A 12,484-nucleotide genomic window follows, 5' to 3' on the forward strand; every position below is an offset into this window, starting at 1 on the left:
ATAAGGGCGAGTCAACCCCGCCCCTGTTACTTTTTCTAACGAAATGAAAGACTCATTACTTATACGTAAACTTCAGAACCTTACCCGAATAAGCCGGCAAAACAAGCTGATACGGCCACGCCGCCGTCAGCGTACTGATGCAAGTCTCTCCCGTCAACAAATCCGTCTGTGTTGCAGCCTTGTTATCGTCAAAACCCAGTGTAAGAAATGCGTCGGAAGGAATCTTTACCCGCACCGTCTGTTCGCTTTTATCGAAATTCACGACAATCAGTACGACCTCGTTACGGTATTTACGCATAAAGGCATACTGGCTATTCGAATTGAAATACGGATTCCGCGAGTTAGCATACATCAGGTCGAAGAAAGCTCCCTGAGTAATGGCCTGCTCCGATTTCGCCACATTCAATATCCGGGCATACTTCTCTCGCAGTTCACGCTGCTCGTGCGTCAAACCGGCGCCATCGAACTTCCAGTCGTTGATCCATTTACGCAGGCTCTCCACGCTCCAGTAGTCGAAGATCGTCGTACGCCCGTCACGTCCGCTGAAACCTTCCTCGTCCATACCCGGCTCGCCCAACTCCTGACCGCTGTAGATCATGACCGGGTTCGTATTCATCATGGCCGAAACAATCATACCGGGGATACCCGGACGGTGATCGCCGGCAAAGAAATAAGAGGCGATACGCTGCTCGTCATGGTTTTCCAGGAAGTTCAACATATGTGACTGGATACCTTCCAGGCTCTGCCAGCAGTAAGAGATCGTGTTGGCCGCAGCCTGATTGCACATCACCGCACGCACGGTATCGTACAGTCCAACCTTATCATACAAATAGTCAAAATGACCGTTGAAAATATAGTTACGGTATTCTGCCGGATTATAAACCTCGGCTATGAAACAAACAGCATGTTTTTCTTTTACCTTCGGAATCACCCAGTTCCAAAATTCCACCGGTACCATCTCCGCCATATCACAACGGAAACCGTCAACGCCTTTATCCGCCCAGTAAAGCAGGATATCCAGCATCTTCGTCCAGGTGCCGGGCACCGGGTTGAAATGACCGATCCGGCCATTCACATAATCCACGCCATAATTCAGCTTGACCGTTTCGTACCAGTCGTTCTTTCCCGGACACGGACTAAAACAGTCATTTCCCGTCACTTTAGCGGGGAACTCACTATAATCGTAATCCCCGTGCGCTTCGGCAAACGACAGGTGCAACGGGCATCCCGGAATATAATAGAAGTTATTATTACGGTCGAACCCTTTGGTCGTATCATCATGCTGCCCCAGATCTTCGACATACGACATGCGGGCATCCGAGTAATATTCGCGTGCCACATGGTTCGGCACAAAGTCAATGATCACCTTCATCCCGGCATCGTGCGTACGTTTCACCAGCGCTTCGAACTCCTTCATACGGTTCGGCACCTTCTCTGCCAGGTCGGGGTCTATATCGTAGTAATCTTTTATTGCATAAGGGGAACCGGCTTTGCCTTTCACCACGTCCGGATGATCTTTACGTATCTGATAAGCGGAATAATCGGTCTGGGTAGCATGTTCTATCACTCCGGTGTACCAGATATGCGTCGTACCCAGTTCCTTGATCTTTGCCAGGGCCGTCGGTGAAAAGGCGGAGAACTTTCCTACTCCGTTTTCCCTTACACTACCGTTCTTTACCAACGGAGACTTCAGATTTCCGAACCAACGGGGGAATACCTGATAAATGATCATTTTATCCATTTGTTTCATCGCTTTTATCAACTTTAAATATTATCGGTAAAAGTTACCCGGCAAGCGCCGGACAAAGCTATGGCAGGAGCATATTGTTCTTCCGCGCCATAATCGCTTTCACCAGAGTTTCATGTTTATTCTCTTGTATCACCAATTCGAATGCGCGGATCGCTGCATCATAACCGATGCGGGCAATCTGTTCCACATTCTCCAAATCAAAAGTTTTATACATGCCGAATTCTTCCGCCTCGATCAACACGTCGCACATCTCACGATCTTCCAGCGTATTGGCCCGGAACATATAATGATAGGAACGCTCTGCAATATGAAATATCGTCTGTTTGTATTTCTGGGGGACCAGCGGGCTGACATTCACCCCGATCACCCGCTCGCACCTGTCGCGGATTATGGAAACCGGGAAGTTATGAAACAAACCACCGTCCACATAATGTACCCCGTTAATCACTACCGGACTGAAAATGATCGGTATACTGCACGAAGCAGTCACCGCCTCCACGATAGGCCCGCTGTCGAACTCATGGCTTTCGCCGTTATCCAGGTCGGTCGCTACCACAATCATAGGGGTTTTCAGTTCTTCAAACGTCTTGGCTCTCAGATGGCGTTTCAGGAAATACCGGAAACGTTTGCTGTCGAACAAGCCGGACTTGGGAAGCTGGAGTTGTGCAAATTCGGAAAATTCACGGCCTGTAAAGAGTTCTTTCAACTCGTCCGCCGAATAACCGTCGGCAAACAAAGTACCCATTAACGCACCGACACTCGTCCCAACGATGATATCCGGCTTCAGCCCGCACTCCTCCAGTAATTTGAATACCCCAAGGTGTGCAAAACCTTTCGCGCCTCCGCCGCTTAAGGCCAATCCTAATCTATAGGTCTTATGGTTCGATTCTTGCGTCATTGTATGTTTTCTCTCTTTTACGGTGACAAATATGCTGTTTTTTTTAGAATGAAACAGTATTATTTACGAAAAAGTTTCTCTACGTTTTTATTTTTCTTACATTTACGGAGAGAATAATGTGCTAATATGCCAATGGAAATAGCTACAGATTCTATTATTTCCTCATTGACACATCGGGTTATTGGCACATTGGCATATTGGCATATTATTTATTTTAAATCTAACGACTATGATAACTAGTATTTTCTGGATTGTGCCCGTGGCGTCGGTTCTGGCGCTGGTATTTGCCTGGTTCTTCTTCCGGCAAATGATGAAAGAGAGTGAAGGAACGGAAACGATGGCTAAAATCGCTTCTTATGTGCGTGAAGGTGCGATGTCGTACCTGAAACAACAGTACAAGGTAGTAGCCTCGGTTTTCCTTGTGCTGGTTATCTTGTTTTCCATTATGGCTTACGGCTTCGGCGTGCAGAACGAATGGGTGCCGATCGCCTTCCTGACCGGCGGTTTCTTCTCTGGACTGGCGGGATTCCTGGGGATGAAGACGGCGACTTATGCCTCCGCCCGTACAGCCAATGCCGCCCGTTCATCGCTCAATAAGGGGTTGCAGGTCGCTTTCCGCAGCGGCGCCGTCATGGGATTGGTGGTGGTCGGCCTCGGACTGCTCGACATCTCTTTCTGGTACGTCCTGCTGAACGCTTTCATTCCGGATGAAGCCCTGAACCCGACCCATAAACTGACCATTATCACTACGACCATGCTGACCTTCGGCATGGGAGCCTCTACACAGGCGCTCTTTGCCCGCGTGGGAGGTGGGATCTATACAAAAGCCGCCGACGTGGGAGCCGACCTTGTCGGAAAAGTGGAAGCCGGCATTCCGGAAGACGACCCGCGTAACCCGGCCACCATCGCGGATAACGTGGGTGACAATGTAGGCGACGTAGCCGGTATGGGTGCCGACCTGTACGAATCTTACTGCGGTTCGATACTGGCGACCGCCGCCCTGGGTGCTGCCGCTTTCGTTTCGTCCGGTAATATAGATATGCAATATAAGGCAGTAGTCGCACCGATGCTGATCGCGGCTGTCGGCATCGTCCTCTCTATCCTGGGTATTTTTGCCGTCAGGACGAAAGAGGATGCCAATATCCGGCAGTTGTTGAAGGCGCTGGCTATCGGGACAAACCTCAGTTCGGTGCTGATCGCAGTTTCCACCTCGGGATACTTTATCTGCTCGGCCTCGACAACTGGTTCTGGATCAGTTGCTCGGTAGTGATCGGCTTGCTGGTCGGCATCGTGATCGGCCAGGCAACGGAATATTACACCTCACAATCCTACAACCCGACCAAACGGGTTTCGGAAGCGGGACTGACAGGGCCGGCCACCGTTATCATTTCCGGATTAGGACTGGGAATGCTTTCTACGGCTATCCCCGTGCTGGCTGTGGTAGTAGGTATCATCTGCTCTTTCCTTTTTGCCTCCGGATTTGACTTCGGCAATACGGGAATGGGACTTTACGGAATCGGCATCGCTGCCGTCGGCATGCTTTCCACCCTGGGTATCACATTGGCTACCGACGCTTACGGCCCGATTGCCGACAATGCCGGAGGAAATGCCGAAATGTCTGGTCTGGGCAAAGAAGTACGCAAACGTACCGATGCCCTCGACTCGCTGGGGAACACCACAGCCGCCACCGGTAAAGGATTCGCCATCGGCTCTGCCGCCCTGACGGGATTGGCGTTGCTGGCGTCTTATATAGAAGAGATCAAGATCGGCCTGCTGCGCCTGGGAGAAACCGTCTTGTCGTTTGCCGACGGACGTACGATGGAGGTATCGAAAGCTTCTTTCTCCGACTTTATGATCTACTACGATGTGACGCTGATGAATCCGAAAGTACTGTCGGGCATGTTCCTGGGGTCGATGATGGCCTTTATGTTCTGCGGACTGACGATGAACGCCGTAGGACGCGCCGCCGGACATATGGTAGAAGAAGTACGCCGCCAGTTCCGCGAAATACCGGGTATCCTGACAGGAAAAGCGGAACCCGATTACGCCCGTTGCGTAGAGATTTCGACGAAAGGGGCACAGCATGAGATGGTTGTTCCTTCATTGCTGGCGATCATCGCCCCGATAGTGACCGGACTGATATTCGGTGTGACCGGCGTGATCGGCCTGCTGATCGGCGGACTAAGCACAGGTTTCGTACTGGCCATCTTCATGGCCAACGCAGGCGGCGCCTGGGACAACGCTAAGAAACATATTGAAGAAGGCAACCACGGCGGCAAAGGCAGCGAAGCCCATAAGGCAACCGTTGTCGGCGATACCGTCGGTGACCCGTTCAAAGACACTTCCGGTCCGAGCCTCAATATCCTGATCAAGCTGATGAGCATGGTGGCTATCGTAATGGCGGGGTTGACTGTAGCGTGGAGTTTATTCTGAAACAGTTAATATAATCTAACCGGGATCAAATACTCGCATACGAATAGTTCGTAACTACGAGCTATTCGTATTTTTGTTGATAGTAAACAACTTTAAATAGATCCTGTATGAAAACAACTTATCTGCTCCTCTCCTCCGTCTTGTTACTGGGATGTTTATCCGCCTGCAACATTTTCACCCAGAAACAAAAAGCACTGAAAACGAACGACGGAAGTATCACCACCGTTGAAACAGGCGGAAACGAACTGACCGTGTGCGACTTCGCCCTCGTGAAAGACACTATCGACGTGCCGCTCAGCGAATTTGTCGAAGACTGTCGCATCATACGTTTCGACAACTCTGACTCCGCCATGTTCAAAGCCTGGTTCACACTCGTCACCGACCAGTATATCGGGGTACGGCAACAAAGCGGCGGACCGTTCAAACTCTTCGACAAAGAGGGTAAATTCCTGCACGACATCGGCTCCGTAGGCAATGGGGCCGGAGAATATGCCGTATCCATTTACGATGAAGTCATCGACGAAAAGAACGACCGTATCTTCCTCTCACCTTTCTATGGCCGGAAGATCATGGTGTACGGCACGAATGGTAAATGGATCAAGGACATCCCGCTTCCGGGACAGATCAACAAACCTAAATTATCGCTCAATGCAGACGGCACATTATCCGTCGTACACATGCCATTCCAGGAAGGGGAACCGCTTGCCTTCCAAGTGGATATGGAAGGAAACATCCTGAAACAGATCCCGGCAACCGCCAAAACGACAGTGTCGGACTTCAACGGAGAAGTTTTCTCTTACAAAAACGGCAACGGGTTCGATTTCTTCCACACCAGCATAGACACTCTTTTTATCTACGATCCTGTCGGCAACCGTTTATTGCCTGAATTTACCATGACTTTCCCGAACCCGGAAGAGAAACCGATACATCTATACTACCGGCTCCCGAATCACTTCATGGTCAATTATTATTTCTGGGGGAAAAACGGTCCGGAAAATGGCGGAGATATCCTGATTGATAAAAAGAAGAATGCTTCCTCCCATTTCCGTCTGATAAACGACTTCTACGGAAACCTCCCCATCCCCGGATCAGGCCACAATTTCTACCAGGGATATTTTATCCGGAATATGGAACCGGGACAACTGGCCGAACAGATAGAAAAACATCTCGCCTCCGGCAAATGCCCCAGCCAGGACAGAAAGAAACTCGAAGAACTGGCCGCAACGCTGGATGAGAATGATAATAATGTGTTGTTTGTCGGGAAAGTGAAGAAGTAAAGGGGGTACGAGGATAGGACCCGAAGGGTTCAATTGTGAATAGCCCCCGGTGAAGCCGGGGGGTAATGATCGGGATCAATCCGGTGAGCCCCGAAGGGGTTCAATCATAGCTTGTTGTTCGCCCCTTTCAGGGACGTTCCATCCAGCGGATATCTGAGGTCCCCCGGCTTCACTGGGGGCTATTCACAGTTAGTCCTTTCAGGACAAAGACACCGTCTGTGATAATCCGCGTCATCTGTGTTCCATTATGATGGCGCCTATAGGAGCGGTTCGCGAACCGCCCCTATAGGCGCAACATTCATTCATTTCTGATAATATCCAAACCTTTCCTACTCTTCCTACTACTTCTTCCTCCCCAACAGGAACCCCAACAACTCCATGATAAACTGGAGGATGGTTCTTACCTTGTTGCCACTGCCATTTTCTTTCTCATTCATACGCTTTATTATTTAAGTTATACACTATGGGGACCAACGACCGTGCAATGCTTTCCAGCATGTTGCAATACGCCTCGCGGTTATCCCCGTTTACTTCACTGATATATTTGCTGTAGGCCATCTCGCGAGCATAAGCCCGGGGATAGTTGCTGACGGCGGCCGCCTGTTTGTAGGCGGTGGCAATCAGGCGGGCAAAATCGAGAAAACTGTTCTCCGCCCGGTCGTAACGGCGGAACACAAGGCCGTCGGGATTGTCCAGGTCCGTCTTTCCCCCGTGCCAGTAAGCGTTGGAAACGCCATAGCCGGTCAGCCCGAAGAAATTATTGTAGCACGTAGCCAGGCGGCTCTCTCCCCACCCGCTTTCGATAGCAGCCTGCGCCAGGATGACTACCGGGTTCAGGCCGTACAACTCACCCGCCATACGGGCGGCGGGAGGTACTTTGTTGTAAACGATTGCTTATCCATATGATGTCCGTTTCAGGTAAATTACTCGATTTCAGGACGGTCGCCGCCACCGCCTTCCGGCGGAGTTGAAGGTTTCGCCTCCTCCAGCTTGAAACGCTCCCCCTTCGTTGTCTGGGTCAGGTTACGAAGTTTGGCGCCGGGACGGAAACGGAGACGGGCGCGGTACAACAAATTGGTCGAGAAATCATCGGTCGTAACACTTCCCGAACTGGTCTGGATCAGCTGGAACGTCCCCAGGTCGCCACACTGGACCACTTCCCCACGCCCCAGAAACATCAGAAGGAACCGGATCACACGGTCGATCACCACCTTCACATCCCCACTCGAAGCGGTCGAACTCTCCGCCACCGCATCACACAACTCATCAAACGTGCAGGTCCCCGTCGCACGGGTCTGGGCATAATAGAGCTTCTCTTTCCCTGCTTCCACATTTTTACTGAGGTTCTTCCGGAGAACCAAATGATACTGTACTGCCATAACTTTACTGTTTTTAGTTGATTATTAATTACATATCAAAGATACGCCCGGAGGGGAGGCCGGTTGAAGCCATAGGTGACGGGACGTTACGAAGCGACAGTTTATTTCAGATAATTTCAGATATCTCCGGACAATCGTATGAAAAGAAGATGGTATTATGTAGAAACAAATCCGAAAAGAAATCGTATCTTTGTCAACATACTAAAAAACAGAATGATATGACATTTATAGCCAATCCCATTTATGACGTCGTCTTCAAGTTTATGATGGAAGACGAGAAGGTAGCCAAACTGCTGCTTTCCGCACTATTGAAAAAAGATATCATCGAGTTGCAGATGCGCCAACATGAATACACAGCCATGCAACAAACCCGTATCTCCCTGTTCCGTATGGACTTCTCAGCCAAAATCCGTGACAACGACGGCACAGAACACCTTGTGCTTATCGAATTGCAAAAAACATGGCTGGCTACCGAAACTCTTCGTTTCCGCCAGTATCTGGGTACGCACTACCTCGATAAAAACAACATGCGCGACAATGGAGAGTCACGCTTCGGCCTGCCCATTATCTCCATTTATATCCTCGGTCATATCCTGGGCGACCTGAAAGAGCCGGTCGTTTACGTACGCCGCCGATATCTAGATTACGATGATCAGGAGATTGATCAGAAAGATCCCTTTATCGAAAGTCTGACCCACGACAGCATCATCGTACAGATTCCTTACCTGCAAGGTCGTACCCGCAATCGTCTCGAGCGCCTGCTCCATGTATTCGACCAGAATTACCGTACGCCCGGCGACGAGCATCTGCTAGAAATAGACGAAACCATCTTCACCGCCAGCGAGCAGGTCATCCTTACCCGCTTGCTCAAAGCCGGTGTAGCCCCTGACGTGCGCCGCTCCATGGAAGTAGAAGACGAAATCCTCTCCGAAATCGAAAAGCGCGACACTGACATTATGCAGAAAGAACAGGAACTCGAACAGAAAAGACGGGAACTCGAGCAAAGCAAACAAGCGATCGAGCAAAGCAAACAGAAACTTGAACAAAGCAAGCAGGTGATCGAACAAAGCAAGCAGGTGATCGAGCAAAGCAAACTGGAACTCGAACAAAGCAAACAAGAACTCGAACAAAAAGATAAAATGTTACAGGAAATGGTCCGAATGCTGACGCAAGCCGGAATTTCGCCAGAAGACATTGCACAAAAACTATCTTTATCCCTTCAGGATGTAAAGAATTTACTCTAAGGAAGTTATTCAATTACACGATTTGCTAAAAAACGAACAAATAGCTTGCCGCATCCATTGATTTTTCGTATCTTAGAAGAATAAAACCATACATTTTATGGAACAAACGACCTTCACGATACGGGCCTACGGAGTAGGCGAACTGGCGGCACTCTACAGCCCTCACCTCAGCCGCAGGGGAGCGATCCTGCAACTTTGGCGGTGGATTAATTATCATGCGTACTGAAAGCCAAACTGGTTAAACTGGGGTATCATCCCGGAGTCAGGAGTTTCACACCCCGCCAAGTGGAATGCATCGTCGAACATTTAGGGGAACCCTGAGAAAAGAGAGAACGGGTGACGCAGTCATCCCAAAGGACTGCCGCAACTGTTTTCAGGGACTGCGGCAGTCGTTTTATGTCGTTGCGGCAACCCCTGAAAACAACTGCCGCAGCCAGTGGAGAAAGAAAGGGCGGGGGCAGAAAGGGCAGACAAAAGGGCATTTTTGAAAACTTTATAATAAGATGTCACTTGTTACTTCTATGAATGTTTCGTAGAAGTAACACTATACAGAAGTTTTTCAAAACGCCTTTTTGTCTGCCCTTTCTGCCCCCGATCAGTTAAAACGGAAGCTGCGGGTCGGGGCGTCCACCACCGTCATCATCCTTATTATCACCACCTTCGCCCTCATCCGACGGATCATAGCCAAATCCTTTGCGACGGGCTTCCACCTGGTCATTACTCAATTCTATGACGGCATACAGCCGCTTTCCATGTCTCTTTTGTGACTCGAATTCACCGCTTTTTAACACTCTACCCAGCAAATTAACACTCATTGTAGTCATGGAATAGCGTGTTCGTTCCGCTATTTTAGACAGGATTTCGCTTGCCGAGAGCAAGAGGGGCAGCTCGAAACGGACCGGCTTGCGGAAATAGGTATAAAACAATTCCGCTTCTGGACACGATTGCTGGAAAGGCTCGTTGTTGTCGTTTATTTCCGTTATGTCATTTTCGGCAAACCAATAACGGAAATTCTGTTTGTAGAGTGCCAGCGCCTGGGCATAGATGGCGGCATGGTCTATTTCAGAAGTATAATCGATCCGGAGCGTTTCGAAACAAAGGAAACGGCGCGACCCGGTGCGGTCTGTCAGGATCTGGCTGTCGTTTACCGTGGCGGCAAACGAAGCACGGCGCACGAACGTCTCCGCATTACGGGCATACGGGCGGCGTTCGAGGATAGAATCTTTTGTGATCAGGGCCTTCAACTGGTTCAACTCCACGCGGCTCTGTCCCGACAGTTCATCGAGGATGATCAGGAAGCAATCGCTCATCAACAACGACGAATCTTTTGCCGTAGGATCGAGGTTGCCGGAGAAGACATAATTTCTAAGCACGGGCGGCACCAGGTTGCGCAGCCAGGTGGTCTTCCCCAGCCCCTGTGCACCGCTCAGCAACAAGACCGTATGATTGGTCTGCCGTTCGTCGATGGCACAGGCTACGACTGCCACCAACCATTTCTTCAGGCATTTCTCCCAATACTCCGGGCGGGTAGTGTCGATTGTGGCTGCCAGGCGGCCGATAGGGGCCGTCGTCCCGTCCCAGCGCGGCAGGTTATCGAAGTAAGACTTGAAAGGATTATACTCGGGACTGAAATCGGAATAGATCACCGAACGCAGGTCGGACACGCGGCAAAACACACCCGATTTCTGCAATGCACACCAGACGGAATTCTCCCAATAATCGGTGACCGGTTGAAAGGCATTGTGTTTCTTCAGGTCCCGGTATTCAACCGTACGTCTGACGATATTGCGACGAAGTTTGTAATATTTCGTCAGAAACTCCTGTATCTGATTAACAAAACTGTCTCCGCGCTGCAAACGGGACGCCGGCTTCTCCGTAGCATATTGTTCGGTATGCGCATAAGCGCTGTCGATTGCCTGCAGGCGTTCCTCGACCGGCAGGTCGTCAAATGATTTTGCGGCATAGGCTTCGACCTCCTCTCTGGCAACCCCGAAGCGGTTGCAGTAGCCGGCAAAAAGGTGCACGTAATTGTTGCGGTTGCCCTCGGCATAAGGGAACTTGCGGCTAGCCTTTCTACGGGCGGAAGAGATCAGTTGTGACACAGTCTTTCCGCCTATGGCTTCTATCGGCGGCAGACCGGCGGGCAAAGTGCCTTCCCCTTTCAGCCAGGGTTCGAAACGGGGAGAGAGATAGAGCTGCTGATCGTACGACATGATGCAGAGCCGCCCGGCATCGCTGCCCGAAGTGTCCGCCCCGACACCCAGCAGGTGTTCGTACCAGTCTTTCACCAGCTTGTAGACAGCGAGATGGTTTGCGGGGATCAGTTCGGTCCCGACAGCCGGATAGACAATGATCTTGATGCCCCGTCCGCGCGGGCTGATCCAGCAGGCCACCGTATAGACGGCTTCGCGCACCAGGGCAAGCAGGCGCGGCAGGTCTTCTTTGTTCAATTCGTCGAAATCGAGGATGGTAAGCGGATTGTAGCCTGTCATATATTTCGGCAACCGTTGTTTCTGATAGGTGGCGGAGACGGTTATGGCAGGCAGCTTTTTCTTCTGCATGTCGGCTTCATCCTGATTTCCGGCGTCCATAAAGGCGCGGATACGGTTAATTTCGGTGGCATACTTGCCATTGCGGATGTCGTAAAGGGCGTCGATCAGGGGAATATCCCCCATACATCTCTTAAATCCGGCGAATAAGGTTACGTTTATCATAATAAGATAAAATTAAGTGAGTATTATTCTGCCCAAGGTACGGGCATTAAACAAGGCAGCCTATGTTTTTACATTATATTATGAAAAACATAAGCTGCACGACAAACATCAATCGTCCTTGCGGGTAGAAAGATACTCCATCACCCCATTCACGAGCGTACCCAACGCCAGCGGTTCCTTTTTGCCTTCAGGACATACCTTCATGACGGTATCGAGCGAACGGAGGAAAGGCTTCACTTCATGGCAGTCGTTAACCGTCCATTTGCGGCTCTCGATCAGAGGAGCGATCTGGGCAACAAACTCTTCCAGGGAACAGTGGAACGTAATGGTTTCGCCTACCACCATATCCTCCTCCCAGACGGCATGTTCCAACATCCGGCTCAGGGTGTTGCTTAGTTTCATCACTTCGTGCAGTTTCTTTTCCAGCTGCATGCATTCATTTCTCAAATCCAGTACTGCCCCATTCAACAGGGCGGCGTCAGTTTTTTTTCATATGAATTTAATTTATAATAAAAGAATCTCTAATGATTCAGAGGCTTGAATATTCAGTCATTATCAGAGGTGAGTTATCTAATTATAGACTGGTTGTAACTGGCTCCCCTCTTGAGAGGGGGAAGGGGGTGTGTCATATTCCCGCCTATACAACTTGCATTATCATAGCCACTTAGCCATTACAGATCCATTTGCCGTCTGCTTCAGCTGACGGTTTACAAGTTGTTTCTCTCTTTTGGCTTCAGCCACATTTCTCTTAGATAGAAAACTGTAAGAAATGGGACTAAAGTCCAATGA

9 protein-coding genes and 2 pseudogenes are annotated in these 12,484 nt (G+C 50.1%); 5 read left to right on the plus strand and 6 right to left on the minus strand.

What is annotated here, in order from left to right; all coding sequences use genetic code 11:
- Positions 1-55: 55 nt before the first annotated feature.
- Together DXA15_RS17250 and DXA15_RS17255 are read right to left on the minus strand one after the other, a co-directional pair.
- Positions 56-1,750, minus strand: a complete 1,695-nt coding sequence (locus tag DXA15_RS17250) for an alpha-amylase family glycosyl hydrolase (protein WP_199676341.1) — start codon at positions 1,748-1,750, stop codon at positions 56-58.
- A gap of 58 nt (positions 1,751-1,808) precedes the next feature.
- Entirely contained in the window at positions 1,809-2,648 is an 840-nt protein-coding gene (locus DXA15_RS17255) for a patatin-like phospholipase family protein (RefSeq protein ID WP_128134837.1), read from the minus strand.
- Positions 2,649-2,877: 229 nt separating this feature from the next.
- On the opposite strand from DXA15_RS17255, the pseudogene DXA15_RS17260 reads away from it, so the two are divergent.
- Positions 2,878-5,081, plus strand: a pseudogene (locus DXA15_RS17260) (sodium-translocating pyrophosphatase).
- Between the two features lie 107 nt (positions 5,082-5,188).
- A complete protein-coding gene (locus DXA15_RS17265) occupies positions 5,189-6,358 on the plus strand; it encodes a 6-bladed beta-propeller (protein ID WP_128134838.1) in 1,170 nt (389 codons plus the stop codon).
- Between the two features lie 429 nt (positions 6,359-6,787).
- On the opposite strand, the pseudogene DXA15_RS17270 reads toward DXA15_RS17265, so the two are convergent.
- Positions 6,788-7,260 (minus strand): annotated as a pseudogene (locus DXA15_RS17270) (glucosaminidase domain-containing protein).
- A gap of 21 nt (positions 7,261-7,281) precedes the next feature.
- The gene (locus DXA15_RS17275) at positions 7,282-7,737 is read right to left on the minus strand and encodes an HU family DNA-binding protein (protein ID WP_128134840.1); all 456 of its coding nucleotides are present in this window, start codon (positions 7,735-7,737) and stop codon (positions 7,282-7,284) included.
- A gap of 218 nt (positions 7,738-7,955) precedes the next feature.
- On the opposite strand from DXA15_RS17275, the gene DXA15_RS17280 reads away from it, so the two are divergent.
- From DXA15_RS17280 to DXA15_RS27665, 3 genes are all read left to right on the plus strand, one after another.
- Entirely contained in the window at positions 7,956-8,981 is a 1,026-nt protein-coding gene (locus tag DXA15_RS17280) for a hypothetical protein (protein ID WP_128134841.1), read from the plus strand.
- A 97-nt stretch (positions 8,982-9,078) separates the two neighbouring features.
- Positions 9,079-9,207, plus strand: a complete 129-nt coding sequence (locus DXA15_RS27660) for a DUF4248 domain-containing protein (RefSeq protein WP_255419972.1) — start codon at positions 9,079-9,081, stop codon at positions 9,205-9,207.
- 17 nt (positions 9,208-9,224) lie between these two features.
- Positions 9,225-9,302, plus strand: a complete 78-nt coding sequence (locus tag DXA15_RS27665; RefSeq protein ID WP_255419973.1) for a DUF4248 domain-containing protein — start codon at positions 9,225-9,227, stop codon at positions 9,300-9,302.
- Between the two features lie 278 nt (positions 9,303-9,580).
- Here the strand turns inward: DXA15_RS27665 and DXA15_RS17290 are convergent, their stop codons facing one another.
- Positions 9,581-11,695, minus strand: coding sequence for a VapE domain-containing protein (locus DXA15_RS17290; RefSeq protein ID WP_128134842.1), 2,115 nt, complete (start codon positions 11,693-11,695; stop codon positions 9,581-9,583).
- Positions 11,696-11,803: 108 nt separating this feature from the next.
- Positions 11,804-12,163 carry a hypothetical protein gene (locus tag DXA15_RS17295; protein ID WP_233567389.1) on the minus strand — a complete coding sequence of 120 codons (360 nt, stop codon included), beginning with the start codon at positions 12,161-12,163 and terminating at the stop codon, positions 11,804-11,806.
- Positions 12,164-12,484 lie beyond the last annotated feature (321 nt).

It is taken from the genome of Parabacteroides sp. AM58-2XD, assembly GCF_003463685.1.
GTDB classification, from domain to species: Bacteria; Bacteroidota; Bacteroidia; order Bacteroidales; family Tannerellaceae; genus Parabacteroides; species Parabacteroides segnis.

Bases quoted from the DNA above. Each gene is read 5' to 3' on its own strand.
- DXA15_RS17250 (WP_199676341.1), bottom strand. From the start codon at position 1,750: ATGAAACAAATGGATAAAATGATCATTTATCAGGTATTCCCCCGTTGG.
- DXA15_RS17255 (WP_128134837.1), bottom strand. From the start codon at position 2,648: ATGACGCAAGAATCGAACCATAAGACCTATAGATTAGGATTGGCCTTA.
- DXA15_RS17265 (WP_128134838.1), top strand. From the start codon at position 5,189: ATGAAAACAACTTATCTGCTCCTCTCCTCCGTCTTGTTACTGGGATGT.
- DXA15_RS17275 (WP_128134840.1), bottom strand. From the start codon at position 7,737: ATGGCAGTACAGTATCATTTGGTTCTCCGGAAGAACCTCAGTAAAAAT.
- DXA15_RS17280 (WP_128134841.1), top strand. From the start codon at position 7,956: ATGACATTTATAGCCAATCCCATTTATGACGTCGTCTTCAAGTTTATG.
- DXA15_RS27660 (WP_255419972.1), top strand. From the start codon at position 9,079: ATGGAACAAACGACCTTCACGATACGGGCCTACGGAGTAGGCGAACTG.
- DXA15_RS17290 (WP_128134842.1), bottom strand. From the start codon at position 11,695: ATGATAAACGTAACCTTATTCGCCGGATTTAAGAGATGTATGGGGGAT.